Origin of the sequence: Staphylococcus canis (assembly GCF_016238445.1) — a bacterium.
In the GTDB taxonomy this organism is placed as follows: domain Bacteria; phylum Bacillota; class Bacilli; order Staphylococcales; family Staphylococcaceae; genus Staphylococcus; species Staphylococcus canis.
In genome coordinates this window covers 24,272-42,749 of the sequence record NZ_JABANU010000001.1, presented here as the reverse complement: position 1 = coordinate 42,749, position 18,478 = coordinate 24,272, and the positions used below count along the sequence as shown (strand labels likewise).

The window sequence follows — 18,478 nt, the reverse complement described above, 5'->3', positions numbered from 1 at the left end:
TTATCCCTCCGCTTCTAACTTTGTTATATTGACTTGATTTTTTAATTGTTCTATATCATCACGCTGGGCTAAATCTTCATTAAAAGCTGTTGCAGAACCAGAAGCAATGGCAAGCGCTAAGATATTATTCAATTTATAACGTTGAACATGACCTGCTATATATCCTGCTACTGTACTATCACCAGCACCGACTGTATTAATGACCTTACCTTTTGGTGCTTTAATTTGATACGCTTGTTTATGGTCTACATATAACGCCCCTGCACTTCCTAAAGAAACGAGTACAGATTGAGCACCTTTTTTAATAAGTTGTTCAGCATAATATCTTACATCTTTATTTTCACTTATTGTGACATCAAATATATCTTCTAATTCTTTTAAATTCGGTTTTATTAATAACGGATGATATGGCAAAATCGATTCAATTAAACTTTTTTCAGCATCTACTATGAGTTGTGCCCCTGTAGATTGAATACGTTCTGCAATTTGAGCATAAGTGTCATGTGATAAACTTGACGGAATGCTTCCTGCTAAAATAACCATATCGTCTTTAGTCAGTTGCTCAAGTTGTTTAAGTAATGATTGAAAGTGAATCTGATCAACATAGGGTCCCGCTGCGTTCACTTCTGTTTCATTGGCACCTTTAATTTTTACATTAATTCGTGTGTCAGCTTCTACTTTGATAAAGCTAGTCTCAATACCACTTGAATGTAGTGTTTCTTCAATCATTTGACCCGGATATCCGCCAATAAACCCTAGTGTTACTGAAGGAATATCTAACGCTTGTAAGACACGCGATACGTTGATGCCTTTACCACCTGCAAATTTCTGAGTTTTATGCGCACGGTTGAGCGAACCTGTCTCAAACTCTTCTGTATACATGACATAATCAACTGATGGATTTAATGTTATGGTATATATCATAAGTGACCTCCTAAAAATTCATAACGTTTTTCATATTGTTCAAAGTGCTCAATGTGATAAGTGCTAGGATTCGTGATAATAATTGGTGTTTCATTTTCATGTATAGTAGAAAAGTGTACTTCTCCAAATTTAGACGTATCAGCTAGAACATAAGTTTGTTGCCCTTGTTTCATTGCGGATTCCTTCACTAATGCTTCGCGCTCATCTGGTGTTGAGAGTCCACTCACAATGTCAACACCATTCACACCAAGAAAAACTTTGTCAAAGTGATAATTCTCTATAAATTGAGTAGCGCGTGCACCTGTAATCGCAAGTGTATTTGTCTTTACCTCTCCACCTACTACAATCGTATCGATACCTTCACTCAATAATTTTTCAACATGCGTCAATCCATTGGTTACGACTTTAATATTTTGAGCTTTTATGAAGGGAATCATTTCAAGAGTTGTCGATCCTGCATCTAAATAAATATAATCTCCGTCATTAATTAAACGACTCGCTATTTGTGCAATTGCGATTTTCTCATTCGTATTTTGTGACCGTTTCGTTACCAGTTCTAACTCTTTTCGTTCATCGATAAGCTTAGCACCACCGTGAACGCGTGTTAGTTTTTCTTCTTGTTGTAATTTATTCAAATCCCGACGAATCGTGGAAGCACTGCAATTCGTATACTCCGTAAGTTGTTGTAGCGTTAGAAACTGATGTGACGCTAATGTATCTAAAATAAATTGCTGTCTTTCTTCAGTTAACACGTAACCACCTCATTTCATTTATATTATAATGAATGCGCTTGCAAAATTCAATCAAATCCTTCCAAAAACAGTCTTATTCATTCATTTTTATACTTGTTTTAAATCTGTAACAGTCATTTTCTTTCATTACAAGCAAAAAAGAGTTGAAAAACTTCACAACTTAACAGTGTTTCTTTTGTTAACGTACATCACAAACACTATTACGTTGATTGTTTTTCAACTCTAATTTAAATGAAGATGATTATTATTCAGATACTGTAACATTTGCTACTTTCGCTTTACTCATTTGAATGAGGTCATCAGGACGTAATCCCATTTGAACACCACGTTGTCCACCACTTACAAAGACTTGATCAACATGATGTACTGCTTCATCAATAATTGTTGGAAAATGTGTTTTCATACCAACAGGTGAACATCCTCCACGAATATATCCTGTTACTTTTTTTAAGTCTTGCATTGGCATTAATTGAAGTTTCTTTTCGTCTACACTTGCCGCAGCTTTTTTCATATCTAAATGAGCCATAATTGGAATGACAAAAACAAAGTGTTCATGCTTATCGTTCTCAAGGACAAGTGTTTTAAATACTTGATTGACTTCTGCATTAATATTTTTTGCAACTTGATGTCCTTCTACATGTTCTTGTTCATCCACATTAAATGTTCTCATTTCATAATCAATTTTAGATTGTTCTAATTTACGCATCGCATTCGTTTTTTTCGTTTTCATTTACAAACCTCCTCTTTGAATGTCTTGCGTCATTAAACGCTTCACTACCTTTTCGTCTGACTGAGGGTGATCGTATTGCATAAATTCTTGGATAATCATATCATGCTGCACATGTTGTTTTTCTAAAATCCTTGTTGCAATCATTGATGCATCTGGATGTACACGAGTAATACTGTCGAGCTTTTCTATATCAAAATAAAAGCCAACGGACTGATTATAGTTCGATATATCTTCTTCTAATACTAGAATTAGACGATTAAGATGTGCATAGTCAAAAATAGCAGATGAATAGTCCGTAATTAATACATCAGCGATTAAATACAATTCTTGAATATCAACTAAACTATTATCAAAACAGTGAATACGTGGATGCATATTTTGATATATCTCTTGCATATGGCTTTCATTTGGGTGTAACTTTACAATCAATTCATAATGCTCTGGTAATGTTTCAATCAATGCTATTAAATCCAGTTTTGATATACGTTCGCGTTTATTTTGTCGCCAAGTCGGACAAAATAAAATATAGTGCTTAGTAGAATCTTTCTTGAATAAATATTTTTCTTGGATTGTCATTCGTTTTTCATCATTTACTTGATATAACACACTATTTCGAGGTGCACCTTCTCGCCATATATTCAAACTTAGATGCTGTTTTAAGTTAAATGCAGATGTAATGAGCTTTTCATAAAATGCAGAAGACGATAAAACAATATCCCATTTTAGCATTCTTGGAAAAAATGCTTCTGATTGCTTTTGACGTTCTACTTTATCATTCAAGTCATAAACCATCCTCTTTAGTGGAAAACCATGCCACGTTTGAATCACTTGCTGTTCAGGGTGTTTTACGAGTCTATCCCACAGATTACCATTAACTACAACATATTTACATTGTTCAAAAGCTTTAATATAAGCCTTCGAACCAAAGCGTATTGGTACCATATGATGTCGTCGAATTTCCATATCAACCAAATCATTCACAGCACTAACGTAAATCCGTGCATCAGGATATAATCTTTGAAAAGCTAAAGCGATGTATTTCGGGTCTCCAGAGAAATTTTTACCGTGGAATGATTCTATAAAAATATGATGAGGTGAAACGTTTCGCTTACGATTCTGATGGTCTTTGAATTTTGATTCAATTTTAAAAATGTTACGTCTCACTTTCTGATAGCCCTTAACACTTTTTATTGAAGGCTTTGGTATTAATGAAAGTAAACGTTTGCTGCGTGTGATTGAGCGTTTTGACACACCTGTATAGTAATAACGACGTGCTTTTGGCTTTGGCTTTACTAATACATTAGTGTTGTGTTGTCCACTCATTAAGAATGTCTGTTGAATGAGTTGTTGTGCATAATTCTCAGTAGAAAATTGTTCTTGAAACTGTGTAATATCTGCCTGACGCTCATCTTGTGTATAAGGATGATCAAATATCTCTTTAAGCACCTTGTAATCTGCTTCATATTCTTTATCAAGCCAAGATACGCCATTAAAATGACGGTAGATTGATTGTAAAACATCATCATTTCCCGGGAAAATTGCTACACGATTACCGCTTCCAATTGCCTCTAATATCGAGTACCCTAAAGTTTCATAATTAGAAACTGAAATATAAATATAACTTTTCGGTGAGGGTTTATTGATATGCACATGATCTTGTAATTGATAATAGTCAATTAACCGTTCATATAGCGAAAGTGATGGTCCATACCCTTCTAAATATAAATGTACATCATTTTCTAATCGCGTATGAACTATATATTTCATTAACTGAATTGCATAAGAAATATCTTTAATAGCATCTTCAAATCTTGCTTTAATTAATAAATTTTTCGTATTAGGTTTCGGCTCAGGATGAAGTGAAATATGAGATGTATTCACATACATTGGAAATACGTAAGGGTAGTCAAATTGTTTTTGAAAAGCTTTAGCAATGTCTAATGTACTTACTCGTATCGCATCCATCGCATCTAGACCTAAATCTTGATCTGCTTTAATTAAATGGAGCGGTCCATGCACCTCCCCTAAGATGACTATATTATTTTGGTAATATTTGACCTCGCGTGCAAGATGAAAGAAATCTTCTCGCGTTAAAATCAGCATATCTGCATTTAAAATAGATGATAACCCTTTAAAATGGACAAACTGAACCTGTTTAAGAAATGTTCCTACATTTGAGATTAAAGACTTAAGATGACTATTTCGAAAACCAACATAATTCACATACGTTACTTCATGGCCCGCTTCAACTAACGCTTGTATCAAATTTAAATTACTACGTGACGTACCGCCCTTCTGAAAGATGTGGTGCCCTAATATTTTAATATGCATATCTTATCCGCCTCTCACGTTATTCTCACCAGTAAATTATAACATGGAATACCCCTCTATTCGCTGTTCGTTCAAATGCAAAAGACAGTATCCACTTGTTTTTAAGCGTTTTGTTCTCTATGACGATATAACATTTTTTCAATCCAAATGACTCCACAACCTAAGAGCATAAATAGAATTGACATCATTAAAGGATATTCAATATTTACGTCATACAATCCTCCTGCAATGAGAGGACCGATAAAGTTCCCCATGCTTGTGAATGTAGAATTAAGACCCCCTGCAAACCCTTGACGATTACCTGCAATGTTAGAAAAGTAATTTGTTAATGCTGGACGAATTAAGTCAAATCCTATAAACACAACGAAACATATTACCATGACATGCCAATACGAGTGTGCAAAAATTAAAATAAATAAAATAAATGCTGAGTAAATCAAAGCATAAATAATGAAAGTGAGTTCACTAAAAAATTGAATCAGCTTATCAAATAAGAAAATTTGAAATACTGCACCGACAACACCACCACCTGTGATAGCGATAGAAATATCAGCGGGTTTAAAATTCATTTTATCAGCAGTATATAGAGGGAATAGTGTTTCAAAAGCTGATAATCCTAACGCCAAAATCAACGTTAAAATAGCGGGTGTAATAAATACTTTAAGATTAATTTTTTCAAGTTGATGTGGGTCCAATTGTGGAAATCCTTGTGACGTTTCTTTTTTAGGTTGATGTACAAAGATAACTGTACCTATAAAAGCAAATACTCCTAATATACCGGCGAATAAAAAAGGTAAACGATGTGAGATTTCACTTAAAAATCCTCCTGCGCCTGGTCCCAATATAAATCCTGCCGAGATAATCGCAGACATATATCCAAAGTTGCGCGCTTTATCTTGTCCTGGAGATAAATCTGCAATGAGTCCAGTTACACCCGGCATAACCATACCTGCACTCATCCCTCCGAGTATTCGAGAAATAATCAATAAACTAAAAGTTTGCGATGCGGCGAATAAAAACTCAGAAATACTAAATAACATTAAACCAATACAAATAATTAACTTTTTTCCTAGACGGTCTGCAAGTGTTCCGCCAAATGGGGAAATCACCATTTGCGCAAGTGCAAATGCAGCTACTAAAATACCAAGATCTGACCCTGTTAATCCTAAATCTTTTAAATAAACAGGTAGAACAGGAATAACAAGACCAATGCCGAGGAATACTAAAAATATATTTAAGTATAATATGATAAATTGTTTATTCACGTTCTGCTTCCTCCTTTTTTCGGTATTAAAATATTAGAACATTATATAATATTTGCCTTCTATATTAAAGTCTACGACACCATTATTTCATTATTAACCTTTAATATCTATATGTCATTCACACAAATATTTGAATCATAGCACTAATCATTGTATGCTAAATGCCTCATGGTTTAAGGAGGTCTTGATTGTGAAAGCCCGAAATATCGCACGTATTATGTATATTGTGCTTATGAGTATTATATTTCTATTACCTAATTACTATCGCTTTACATTACTTAATATGACGCTTGCCTATATACCTTTAGAGCTCGCTTTCTTATTAAAATTATTTATACCACGCCGCTCTTTTGAATGGCCTTTCTTTATCATATACATATGTGTCTTTATTTTGATGTTACCTAATACTTTTTATATGCTAACTGATTTAATCCATCTGAATCAGTTTCAATTTGCTTTTCTGTCAGGCATTGTCTTATATGAGTGGGTTCATTTTACGCTTCTCTTACTTGCTGTGATGTTTGCAATGTTTTGCTACATTCTTATTATTATCGAACTGAACCGACTTCCATTTTCAAAATGGATTCGGCTATCTATTATCATCAGCGTACTATTTTTAAATAGTTTAGGTATTTACATTGGGAGATTTTTACGTTTTCATACGGTACATGTCATCAACCATCCATTCTCTGTACTCATCTCCACAGTCCAAGCTATTGATGGCAAGGCCTTATTATTTATATTAATGCTCACATTACTACAAGTATTTTTATTATGTTGTGTGAAGGGGGTACGTATGAAACAATGATTTCAATTTATTTTATAATGTGGATCATCTTAACACAATCATGTATCGCGTTCCTCTTTTATCGCATGGGTTGGTCTTTAGTATCTTGTATCTTAATCGGGTTGTTGCCTTTTGGTATAAGTTTATTTTTAATTCAAATTTTTTATTATGAACGCTTTTATCCAAATTGGTCAGTCCCTTTTAAAACTAAGATACATCTAAAATATGCTTATCTCTTAACAATTTCACAATTCATTGGTTTGTATTTAGTTGTTTTTGTCTTTGGAGTTACGTCTTCATAACTTGAACAATACTTTTCAGTATAGTCTTATTCTAGAGTTTATATGATATCTAAAGGATAGTGTTGAATAACGCAAAAAATGATAGAATAATTTTAAGGAAAAATACTTTTGGAGGTTAGAGATGAATCGCTTTCATACAAATAAAGTAGCTTGGCGTGATCTGTGGGCTTTTTTAATTTATTTTTTAGCTAGTAATATCATACCTATTTTTATTTTTTGGGTATTAGAACTTAAACCTAATCAAATATCTAGCCCTTTATTTTTAACCGGAGTGGGAATATTGTCCTCCCTTTTAGTTATATTATATCTCGCATGGTCACATCGCCATCAATTACGTAACCAAATGAAAAATCACTTCGTCCATTTAAAGCATAGTATTAAATTAATTTTGGTAGCTTACATTGTTTACATGATTGCAAACATCATTACAAATATATTAATGGGATTTTTACCTCAAAAGTGGCAATATACGGATACTGGAAATCAAGAAGCGCTAAAAGTGTTATTCGAGGACCCTAAAATTTTGCCTCTTGTATTTATAAGTATCGCCATACTGACACCGATAACAGAAGAATTATTATTCAGACATATCGTTATTGGGGAATTAGGAAAGAAATTTGGCTTTATAACAATGGGACTTATTTCAATTGTGTTTTTTGCAGCAATGCATCTTTTCGCAGCTGTATCTCCTTTTGAAGCCATCCCTTATCTACTTATGGCAACAATGTTTGTTGTGGTTTATATTAAAAGTGGTGGCAACATTCTTGCGTCCATCGCTTCACACATGCTTGTAAATTCACTAGCATTTTTTGCGATTGTAGCCCAAATGTATAGTTAAAATAAAGTTGAGATGAATGGAATACTAAAGTATCATTCCTTTCACCTCAACTTTTCTATTCTGTGACTCGCTTACTTTAAGATTCTTTAAGTGATGATTTTACATTTTTCACTGCTTCAACAGATGCTTTAAACTGTTCCTTTTCAGATTCGTTTAAATCGAGTTCGATAATACGCTCTACACCATTTGCACCAAGAATTGTGGGTACTCCGATATATAATCCATCGAGTTGATATTCTTGTTCACAGTATGCAATAGTAGGCAGTACTCTCTTTTCATCCATTAGAATCGCCTTAATCATCTCGTAAATTGCTGCAGAAGGTGCGTAATACGCTGAGCCATCTCCTAGCAATTGTACAATCTCAGCACCGCCTTTTCGCGTTCTTTCTATAATGGCTTCGATCTTATCTTGTGGCATAAGCTCATCAAGTGGTACACCGTTTACATGACTGTGTCTGATTAAAGGTACCATTGTATCTCCGTGTCCGCCTAGCACCATACCAGTCACATCATTAACTGCCACATTAAGCTCGTCGGCTATGAATGTTTTAAAACGCGCTGTATCAAGTACACCAGATTGCCCTATAACACGATGACTTGGAAAACCTGAAGTACGATAAACCGTATAAGTCATCGCATCAACTGGATTTGTTAATACAATAATCGTACAATCAGGTGAGTATTGAGTTATTTTAGCAGTTACATCTTTCATTACCGCTTCATTTGTTTGTACTAAATCATCACGACTCATCCCTGGTTGACGTGGCACACCTGCTGTAATCACAACAATATCGGAATCTTTCGTTGCTGCATAATCTATAGTTGATGTCACATGTGTGTTAAAACCTAAAATCGGTCCACTTTGAGCAATATCTAACGTTTTACCTTTCATCGCATTTTCATTCTTCTCTCGATCTACTAAGACAACATCCGCAATATCTTGTGTTGCCACTATAAACGCAAGTGTTGCCCCCGTATGACCTGAACCTATAATTGATACCTTTTTACGTTTCATTTATAACCATCCCCTTTGATTGCTATCTTCATGTTTATTATAACATTAATGAAACTCACACACGTTTTCAACATAGGTAAATTATTATCAATACGTGTTAATTAAAATTTAAACATCATATAGATTAAAAGCGCTAACGCTCCAGCCATACACAAAGACATGATTAAAAGATATAAAGTAATTCTTCCATATTTTAATAAAAAAGCGACAAACATAATAATCACGTTATATGCAGTAAAGATTGCAAAAAATGTAACAAGGACAACTGGTATCGGCATAAAAATAAAAGTTAGCGCAATCACTATACCGAAAATGATATAAGGAATTGCAATAAGATTTCTTCCAAAGCGACTACGTTTTTTTCTCTCCAACTCATTCATTAAACTATTCTCCTTTAAGCATCTAAGACAATACGCTTCATGTACAATTCATTTTAGAGCACAGTTCACTTCTTGCTTAATGCGCTCATTTATAATTCAATCATGGTATATCATAGCCTTGAGCTGCAGTATAAATATCAAACCACTCTTGATCACGAAGTGTAATATCCAGTCCCTCAATCACTTCATCCACGCGTTCAATACGATGAGTGCCTATGATAGGCATTATCTGAGCAGGATGTTTTTTAAACCATGCACTTACAATAGCACCGACTGAAGTACGATGTGTTTCAGCAATTCTTTTCAAAACAGGTAAAACACGCTTAGAAATTGGATCTTGGGTATCAAATAATTTCCCACCAGCGAAAGGCCCCCATGCCATTAATTTGACATCTTCTTTATACATATCATCGATTAAACCATTATGAAAGGCGTCTAGATGATATGGTGAGACCTCGATTTGGTTGACAGCAATATGAAACTTATCATCTTTAAGACATTGATTAAGCAGTTCATATTGTGAACGCTCGAAATTAGAAACACCAAAAGATAATACTTTACCTTCTTGAACTAAATCTTTAAGTGCATCTGTAATTTGACATGGCTGCATGAGAGGAGACGGTCTATGTACAAGTAAAGAATCAATATGATCCACATTTAACATTTTAAGAGAGCGCTCTACTGAACGTTTAATGTGTTGTTTGCTTAAATCATAACGATGCTCTGTTTGATCTTCGTAAATTGCGTTAGGTTGAACAATTCCACATTTTGTGACAATCTCTATCGAATCACGCAATTCGGGAGAAAGTTTTAAAGCATCCCCAAAAGCACCTTCTGTTGTGTATTTTCCGTATATGTCTGCATGATCCATAGTTGTAATCCCTTTTTCAACAAGTTGGTTTAAAAATCGATTCATTTCTTGAGGCGTCATTGCCCATTGTTCAGCACGAAAAAAACCTTGAATAATTCTTGAGTAAGATACATGTTGATTGATTTGAATGCGTTCCATACGTACACCCCTTCATATTTATACTTTAGCTAAATTGTAACATATCTAATTGGTTTCTTAGCCTTGTTGTATCTAATTGTTCACCAATTATCACAATTGTATTAGGCATATTTGTTTCATCAATCACATCAAATAATGGAATATGATTTGCCATTTGCACTAGGATCGTTTGATTAGGTGAATTACGGAATTCAACAAACCCTTTTAGCCTTAAAATATCATCAGGTAAGTTCAGTAAAAATTTCAAGAATGCTTCTTGATCAATCGGATTATTAAAGACATATTTTAAACTTTGATAATGAGCATGAGTATGATGATGGTCATTAAATATTTGACTTTTTTGTTGTTCTAATGCACCTTGTGTTACTGTATTTTGAACCACACCATATGTAGTCGTACTAATTGCACAATATGGAGAAATACGTTTAACTTCATCGATAAGATTTTGTTGTTGTATCATATCTTTCAATTGATCGACTTTATTAATATAAACATGTTGGCTTGCTTTAATTTGATCTTCCATTAATTGCTGAGTTTGAGTTGTTAAAGTATCTCTTTCTAAAAATCGAATGCTGTCAAGTATACAAATGGTCTCTGGGTACTCTATTAATCCTTCTAACATAATATCTTGACATGCCATCAAAATATCAATGGGGTTTGCTACACCAGATGCTTCAATTATGATTCGGTCAACATGTTGTTTTGCAAGTTGGTAAATTTGAGCAACTAAGTCGCTTTGCAAATCACAACACACACAACCTTGTGTCATCGATATTTTTATATCATTTTGATTTAAAATACGACCATCCACATCAAAATCACCAAATTCATTCACAATTAGTGCAACTTTCTCATCATTTTTTAATATTGACCTCATATAATGTTCTAAGAATGTGGTTTTACCACTTCCTAAAAATCCGTTAATAATCGTAATTGTAGTTTTATTTTCTAACATTTTATTACACCTCTCTTAAATAATCGACAAATCTGTTATAATGTATGTGTAACACTGGCTTTTAGCTTGATTAACTTTGTGTAATCTTCTAAAATTACTGCATGAGGTTAGGACAATAAGAACATATGTGTTCCAACCCATGGATTTAAGAGGGAGCGACTTAAATCAACTCAATTATGGACGGATCCCTATCCGTGAAAAAGAGAAATACGGATCAAATGTTTGGAGGAGAACTATTATGTCTGACCATTTAAACTTAAAAGAGCAAGTATGCTTTAGTTTATATAACGCACAACGTCAAGTAAATCGTTATTATTCAAATGCTATCTTTAAAAAGTATAACTTAACGTATCCTCAGTTTCTTGTTTTAGAGATACTATGGGATGAATCACCTGTAAATGTTAAAAAAGTAGTTACTGATTTAGCTTTAGATACAGGTACTGTTTCACCTTTGCTAAAGCGTATGGAACAAATGGATTTAATTACTCGGGAACGTTCTGAAATTGACCAACGTGAAGTTTACGTACACTTAACTGACAAGAGTAAAGCGATGCAATCTCAATTAAGCAACGCATCTGAAAAAGTTGCAGAAGCATCATCTTTATCTCCTGATGAGATTAAAGAATTAAATCGTTTACTTGAAAAAATCATTACTGCTTTTAGTGAATCAAAATAATATCTAAATATATAAGTTGGGATATTTTCTATAATATACCATCTTATTTGTTTTGTTTTATAAATTTCATTAACAGAGTAGCGTTAAACTATGTAAATCATGAGGGTAAAATAAAGCACCTTTTTAAAGGTTGGGATATCGCAACTTTTTCTTTTACTACATCTTAATCCCAATCCGTTTCCAATCACATTTAGAGGCTTTATTTTCACCCTCTTTTTATGTCTACATCTATTGATTAATCCTGTTCTTTTTTCTTATAAAATCGTCCGGTGTTGTATCATTCACCACTTGCCCCTCTTTTATTTCAATCACACGATCAAATTCTTGAATATAAGCTAAGTCATGTGTCGCTACAATGAGTGTTTTAGCATAATCATGTAATACTTTCATAATATGATGTGAATGCTTATGATCCAAGCTAGACGTCGGCTCGTCAACAATCCATATCGAAGCATCTCTTAGAAGTAATCGAGCTAATGCGAGTCGTTGAAACTCTCCACCAGATAAAGCTGTTCTATTCATCGTAATTTCATGATGTAATGGTACATACGACAACCCAACTGTTCTTAACACTTTACGATAATCGTCGTCACTTGCTTCATTTAATAAATTATCACGTACTGTACCATCAAAGAAATGAGGATTTTGTAATAGTATATTCAAATGTGATAAGTAATCTCTTGTATCTATCTGTTTGATATTTCGCGTCCCTACATAGCATTCTCCTTCTGACACTTGATATAACCCCATTAAAATCCTTAATAAAGATGACTTGCCTGACCCTGAACTACCTACTATTGCGATATGTTCTCCTTTATAAATCTTTAAGTTAATATTTTTAAGACTCGGACGTTCTCTATATTCATAAAACATTGTAACATCTTGAAGTGACCATAATAATGCATGTTGTTCTATTTCTTGAATCCCACTCTCTTCAGTTCCTTCTAAATTAGAACGCATACTTGTGACTGTTTCTATCTCGTTTTTCGCTAAGTCAGTTTCTCCTTTATAATAAGGAACTTGTGTCATTGAAACGAGTTGCTCTAACAACGTTAAAATCATTAAAATCATACTGGTGATATATATCGCATCTAATGTGTGGTGTTTAATTTGATATATTCCTAACAGCAAACTAACAATTAATGCGACCATACTTACAATATTCGATAAATAGGCATAATATATATGAAATGTTTGTTCTCGATGCTCAGCTTGGTTTAATTGTTGCTCTATAGCATCTAAACGGTGTTGATGTAAATGCACACTGTTAAAACGGTTCAACTCATACTGTCCTAAGACATGATTATAATAATGCTTCATCAAATCTTGCTGTTTAATATTTACGTTTTCTTTAATTACACGTGCTTTACGTGCAAAGAGCCATGGCATGACAAATAATGACAACAACATCGTAAATCCAATAATCAAGCTGTGAATCCAGCTTATAAAATAAAATACAATCATTGATATCAGGGTGATTAAACTGATTACAATCGGTGGATAATAAACACGCAAATAAATATTTTGAAGAGATTCTACACTTGTGACCATACGACTGAGTAAGTCACTAGCTTTAAAATATTTAAACACATTTGGAACTATAGGTGTCAGCCCCTTAAATAATTTCACACGTACATCTCGTAGCATCGTAAAGGTTGCCCTATGTGAATATAATCTTTCAATATAGCGTGTAATCGCACGTAGAAAACCAAATAACTTTACAGTTACAATTAAGCCCATCAACGCATATAAAGGTGCACCTAATGCACTTTGAGTAATCATGTAACCGCTCAAGAAAAACATACTTAAAAGTACCAATCCACTAATAACACCTATAACAATTGCAATCCAAAGATCTTTGTTTTGCTTAATCTGATGATATTGTGTGTGCCTCGACATCAACTCACCCCTCTCTTTTCAAACTTATGATAATGACACATCAATTTGTGTATCGTCAGATTTAATTTCACCATTTTGTAAATAAATACGGCGTGTTGCATCTCGTATAGTTTGTTGACGATGTGCAATAGTCAAACGCGTCGTCTCCTTGAAATGTTTTGATAATACGTGTTGAATAATCATTTCAGTATCTATATCTAATCCAGTAAAAGGTTCATCTAATACTAAAAATTCAGGTTTCATAATAAGTAATCTAGCAAGTTCGATACGTCTCATTTCACCACCTGAAAGCATTTCTCCTCCTTCACCAATATACGTATGGATGCCTCTTTCCAGCTGTCGAACTACATGATCCAATTGAACTTCTGATAAAACACGCTGAATTTCCGATTCTTCAACTTTATGAAACATCGCTACATTCTCAGCAATTGTGGCATTAAATATATAAGGATATTGTGCTAAGTAACCTATACGTAAATCGTGAGCATTATATATAACTGTACCAGAATAAGGCCTTAATTCTCCTAAAATCAACTGAACTAAGGTCGATTTCCCCGAGCCACTTGGTCCAACTAAAGCAATATGATCACCTTTATTGATATTAAAATTTATATTTTTTAATTGCCACTGCTCACTTTCATCATACTTAAAATTCAAGTCTTTTACGCGTATAAGTGCAGTCTGAGTATTATCAACAGTTAAAAGCGATGCATACTTTACATTGTTTTGAAGCATTTCGTTCACAACTTCACTTGCCCCTTCACTTTCTTTACCTGTATGAAAGGCTTGACCTAAATCTTTAATTGCATTATAAAACTCAGGAGCCATAATCACTGCAATCGCAGCTATTTCAAAAGTTATTGACTTAAATACAATGAGGCTTAGTCCAACTTCTAAGGCAATAATCCCTATTCCTAACATACTGATGAATTCTAACATTAAACTAGAAAGAAACGCACTTTTTAAAATAATCATCGTTTTATCACGAAATTGTGTACTCTCTTTATAAACTGTATTTTCAGCTTGGACTGTGCGATTGAAGATTTTTAATGTTTCTAATCCTTTAGTTAATGTTAAAAAACGGGCGCTAAAGTGATTTAAAAAGGTCATTTGATCTTTAGCATCATCACGTGTTTTTAACCCAAATACAATATAAAAGACAGGTATAAATGGTGCTGTAACAATCATAATCAATGCGGTTGGTAAATGAATAAATACCATTGTGATGATAATAGCTAATGGAATCATCATAGATTTGAATACTTGAGGGATGTATACGCGATAAAATGGTAGCATTTCAGACAATGTGTGTGTAGCTGTTGTCAGTCGAGCACCTACATTCCCCTTACTGTACTGATGAAGTAATTGCTTACGAATCATTACACGTACTCGGTAACTCAGTCGCTCACCTGTAAAATCATTCAAAAACGACATTGTCGCACGGATGAATAATGCAAAACTTAACACGATGATAAGCAAAAGCCAATTGGTTTTGACATTAAACAACAAGTGATTTAATAGTTTACCTATTAAAATATTTTGTGTTACCACAGCAATGGCCAGAATCATACTTATACCTAACATCATCGCTGGATACTTATAAAATGGTTTCATCCATTGATTAAGTTGCTTCACCTTTAATCACCTCCATTGAAACAAATCGTAATCATTATTGTACATGTTCTCTAATTATGTTTCAGTTATAGCCACTCTATATTCTCAAATTCATATCGTATTTTTGTCAGACTTTTGACTGAAAATAGAATTTATTTAAGACAACTCTCAAAAAATTATGCTATGATATGCTATATTGTATGTTAAAAATCTATCTGTAAAGAGGTACTTGTATGTTAATTTTCGAACTTATTAAAGCGCTAATTTTAGGTATTGTAGAAGGATTAACAGAGTTTGCACCAGTATCTTCTACTGGTCACATGATTCTAGTAGACGATATGTGGTTAAAGTCTGAAGAGTTTTTAGGACCTGAGTCTGCATTTACGTTTAAAATCGTTATTCAGCTCGGTTCAGTGTTTGCAGCAGCATGGGTTTTTCGTCATAAATATTTCGAAATGCTACATATCGGAAAATATAAACCAGAACATAGAGAAGGACTACGTTCTAAACCACGTCGCCTTAAAATCACGCATATTTTAGTAGGTATGATTCCTGCCGGAGTATTGGGATTCCTATTTGATGATTTAATCGAAAAATATTTATTCAGTGTACCTACTGTGTTAATTGGGTTATTCTTAGGAGCAATTTACATGATAATTGCCGACAAATTTAGCCGACACGTACGTAGACCTATGAATGTTGACGAAATCACATATTTCCAAGCATTTGTTATTGGTTTGTCACAAGCCATTGCAATGTGGCCAGGCTTTTCACGCTCAGGTTCAACAATTTCAACAGGTGTTTTAATGAAATTAGATCATAAATCTGCTTCCGACTTTACATTCATGATGGCTGTGCCTGTCATGTTAGGTGCAAGTGGACTTTCAATTATTAAACATCTAAACTATATTGAACCTTCACATATTTTGTTTTACATTTTTGGATTCATCGCAGCCTTTGTAGTCGGCTTTATCTCAATTAAAACTTTCTTAAAATTAATTCAAAATGTTAAATTATTACCTTTTGCGATTTATCGTATTGTACTCGTTGTAGTTATCGCAGTTGTTTACTACGGCATTATTAAATAAACCGCACACGCTATACGATGAAATATGCTTAAAAACATTTAATTTGGACTGGTCTTTCGAAATAAAAGTGCCAGTCCATATTTCATATCAAACTCCCTCTCAATGCTATCTGCACTTGATATTAAGCGTTTATTTATCATTAAGTTTGGGTAAAGAATCTAGAGTATCTCAAAATTGGAGGCAACGTTCATGAATAAAACAATTAAAACCATCGTTAATGTTCTACCTATATTTCTAGTTCCTTTAGTTGTAGAACGAAAAAAAGCAAAAGCGCATCCTGATGTTCAAAAAGCAAAAAACGCTACTATACACACATCTAAAACTATTGCGCATAAAACGGGTGAAATCACATATCGCGTCAAAGACAAAGTTGCTACAAATTCTAATCGAATTAAAGACAATGTTGTTATGCGTAAACGTCGTCATGACTACAATAAAGCAATGAAAAAAGAAGCTGAATATCAACGTGCGTTACGCCCTGAAAATGTTCGTAAGCGTGGCGAAAAACTTCAAAAAGAAAATCGTGATGAAATTAGTAAAATGAATAAAAAATTACGCAAAACAATCGAACAGCGTCATAAAGCTGAGGAAAAATTAGCTGAAAAGCGTCAAAAAGATTTACGTAAAAATATGGAAAAAATGCAGAAATACGAAACAAAACATCATAATGTACCACGTCCAATTGATGAAAAAACTGAAGCTCGTGGTCAAAAAATTGAAAAGCAAAATAAAAAAGAAGTTAATCAAATGAATAAAAAGCTTCAAAAATCGATTGAAAAGCGTCACAAAGAAGAACAAAAACGCGAAGATAAACGTCAAAAAGACTTACAGAAAAATATGAAAAAAATGCAAAAACATGAAGAAAAAGTAGGTGACGTCCCGCGTCCAGTTGATGAAAAAACTGAAGCTCGTGGTCAAAAAATTGAAAAGCAAAACAAAAAAGAAATTAATAAAATGAACAAAAAGCTTCAAAAATCGATTGAAAAGCGTCACAAAGAAGAACAAAAACGTGAAGATAAACGTCAAAAAGATTTACAGAAGAACATGAAAAAAATTCAAAAACATGAAGAAAATGTAAAAGAACGTGAAGTGGATCTTCAAAATAAAGCAATTCAAGACAATGTTAAAAGTACAACTCAAGACAATGATAACCATCGCATTAAAACACTATCTGAATTGCATACACTTGAATCACAATCAGGCGAAAAACCTTATAGTCACTCACCTCAAACAAATCAACCCACTTCCAAACCTGTAACACAACGAACTTTAGAACAAACACGTGTTGATAATGAACTCGAAAATGCCTCATTATTCGAGCAACATTATCGTAATATGGAAGATAAAGCGTCAAAAAGTAACACATTGCGTCAGGATAAAAAGTTAAATCGAACTTCAAAAAAATCTTTAGATCAACAAAACAAATAATGCGTATACTCATTGATGGTGATGCCTGTCCAGTCGTCGATTCTGTTATAAGATTGACGACTGGTTCAGGTGTTTTAGTTTATATTTATAGAAGTTTCGATCACTTTTCAAATCAAGTTTATCCTGAGCATGTTAAAACGCATTACGTTGACGGTGGACGAGATGCTGTTGACTTTTCTATTATCCAAAACGTTCAATCGCAAGATATTGTAATCACACAGGACTATGGTTTAGCAAGTTTACTATTAAACAAAGCTCAACACGTGATACACCATAATGGTCGTATTTATACACAAAGCAATATCGATCAACTACTCGCCCAACGTTACTTTAGCCAACAAGAACGCCGAAAAAAGCATAGACATAGTAAAGGACCTAAACCTTTCAACGAGAGACAACGTAAACATTTTGAATCACAATTATCCAAATTATTGAAAATTACGATATGATATCGTTCACAACTATTAAAAGGAGGCACATCAATG

The 18,478-nt window shown here is 33.6% G+C and carries 17 protein-coding genes; 6 read left to right on the top strand and 11 right to left on the bottom strand.

Annotated elements, in window-relative coordinates:
• The 5 genes from pfkB to norA form a co-directional block, all read right to left on the bottom strand.
• The gene (pfkB, locus tag HHH54_RS00220) at positions 1–924 is read right to left on the bottom strand and encodes a 1-phosphofructokinase (RefSeq protein ID WP_198616810.1); all 924 of its coding nucleotides are present in this window, start codon (positions 922–924) and stop codon (positions 1–3) included.
• Positions 921–1,676: a DeoR/GlpR family DNA-binding transcription regulator gene (locus tag HHH54_RS00215; RefSeq protein WP_198616809.1), complete on the bottom strand. Its 756-nt coding sequence runs from the start codon at positions 1,674–1,676 to the stop codon at positions 921–923. Before HHH54_RS00215 ends, pfkB begins: the two co-directional genes overlap by 4 nt.
• Positions 1,677–1,920: 244 nt before the next feature.
• The gene (gene ybaK / locus HHH54_RS00210; protein ID WP_198616808.1) at positions 1,921–2,406 is read right to left on the bottom strand and encodes a Cys-tRNA(Pro) deacylase; all 486 of its coding nucleotides are present in this window, start codon (positions 2,404–2,406) and stop codon (positions 1,921–1,923) included.
• A complete protein-coding gene (locus HHH54_RS00205; RefSeq protein ID WP_198616807.1) occupies positions 2,407–4,737 on the bottom strand; it encodes a CDP-glycerol glycerophosphotransferase family protein in 2,331 nt (776 codons plus the stop codon).
• Between the two features lie 101 nt (positions 4,738–4,838).
• Positions 4,839–6,002 carry a multidrug efflux MFS transporter NorA gene (gene norA, locus HHH54_RS00200; RefSeq protein ID WP_198616806.1) on the bottom strand — a complete coding sequence of 388 codons (1,164 nt, stop codon included), beginning with the start codon at positions 6,000–6,002 and terminating at the stop codon, positions 4,839–4,841.
• 190 nt (positions 6,003–6,192) lie between these two features.
• Here norA and HHH54_RS00195 point away from each other — a divergent pair, with 190 nt between their 5' ends.
• Together HHH54_RS00195 and HHH54_RS00190 are read left to right on the top strand one after the other, a co-directional pair.
• Entirely contained in the window at positions 6,193–6,810 is a 618-nt protein-coding gene (locus tag HHH54_RS00195) for a DUF1361 domain-containing protein (protein ID WP_198616805.1), read from the top strand.
• 402 nt (positions 6,811–7,212) lie between these two features.
• Positions 7,213–7,929 (top strand): CPBP family intramembrane glutamic endopeptidase, encoded by a 717-nt coding sequence (locus HHH54_RS00190; RefSeq protein ID WP_198616804.1) that lies wholly within the window; start codon positions 7,213–7,215, stop codon positions 7,927–7,929.
• A 76-nt stretch (positions 7,930–8,005) separates the two neighbouring features.
• On the opposite strand, the gene mdh is transcribed toward HHH54_RS00190, so the two are convergent.
• The 4 genes from mdh to HHH54_RS00170 form a co-directional block, all read right to left on the bottom strand.
• Entirely contained in the window at positions 8,006–8,944 is a 939-nt protein-coding gene (mdh, locus tag HHH54_RS00185) for a malate dehydrogenase (RefSeq protein WP_198616803.1), read from the bottom strand.
• Positions 8,945–9,045: 101 nt separating this feature from the next.
• Positions 9,046–9,324 (bottom strand): hypothetical protein, encoded by a 279-nt coding sequence (locus HHH54_RS00180; RefSeq protein ID WP_198616802.1) that lies wholly within the window; start codon positions 9,322–9,324, stop codon positions 9,046–9,048.
• Positions 9,325–9,424: 100 nt separating this feature from the next.
• Positions 9,425–10,333 (bottom strand): aldo/keto reductase, encoded by a 909-nt coding sequence (locus HHH54_RS00175; RefSeq protein ID WP_198616801.1) that lies wholly within the window; start codon positions 10,331–10,333, stop codon positions 9,425–9,427.
• A gap of 25 nt (positions 10,334–10,358) precedes the next feature.
• Positions 10,359–11,288 (bottom strand): CobW family GTP-binding protein, encoded by a 930-nt coding sequence (locus tag HHH54_RS00170; RefSeq protein WP_198616800.1) that lies wholly within the window; start codon positions 11,286–11,288, stop codon positions 10,359–10,361.
• A gap of 238 nt (positions 11,289–11,526) precedes the next feature.
• Here HHH54_RS00170 and mgrA point away from each other — a divergent pair, with 238 nt between their 5' ends.
• Complete coding sequence (gene mgrA / locus HHH54_RS00165) at positions 11,527–11,964, top strand: global transcriptional regulator MgrA (protein WP_198616799.1); 438 nt, start codon at positions 11,527–11,529, stop codon at positions 11,962–11,964.
• Between the two features lie 228 nt (positions 11,965–12,192).
• Here mgrA and HHH54_RS00160 read toward each other — a convergent pair whose 3' ends face one another.
• Both HHH54_RS00160 and HHH54_RS00155 read right to left on the bottom strand, forming a co-directional pair.
• The gene (locus HHH54_RS00160) at positions 12,193–13,863 is read right to left on the bottom strand and encodes an amino acid ABC transporter ATP-binding/permease protein (RefSeq protein ID WP_198616798.1); all 1,671 of its coding nucleotides are present in this window, start codon (positions 13,861–13,863) and stop codon (positions 12,193–12,195) included.
• A 24-nt stretch (positions 13,864–13,887) separates the two neighbouring features.
• Positions 13,888–15,498: an ABC transporter ATP-binding protein/permease gene (locus tag HHH54_RS00155; protein WP_432813783.1), complete on the bottom strand. Its 1,611-nt coding sequence runs from the start codon at positions 15,496–15,498 to the stop codon at positions 13,888–13,890.
• 212 nt (positions 15,499–15,710) lie between these two features.
• Here HHH54_RS00155 and HHH54_RS00150 point away from each other — a divergent pair, with 212 nt between their 5' ends.
• From HHH54_RS00150 to HHH54_RS00140, 3 genes are all read left to right on the top strand, one after another.
• On the top strand, positions 15,711–16,565 hold the full coding sequence (locus tag HHH54_RS00150; RefSeq protein WP_198616797.1) for an undecaprenyl-diphosphate phosphatase: 855 nt from the start codon (positions 15,711–15,713) through the stop codon (positions 16,563–16,565).
• A 189-nt stretch (positions 16,566–16,754) separates the two neighbouring features.
• Positions 16,755–17,993, top strand: coding sequence for a hypothetical protein (locus HHH54_RS00145; RefSeq protein WP_198616796.1), 1,239 nt, complete (start codon positions 16,755–16,757; stop codon positions 17,991–17,993).
• Positions 17,990–18,442 (top strand): YaiI/YqxD family protein, encoded by a 453-nt coding sequence (locus tag HHH54_RS00140; RefSeq protein ID WP_198616948.1) that lies wholly within the window; start codon positions 17,990–17,992, stop codon positions 18,440–18,442. Before HHH54_RS00145 ends, HHH54_RS00140 begins: the two co-directional genes overlap by 4 nt.
• The last annotated feature ends 36 nt before the right edge of the window (positions 18,443–18,478 follow it).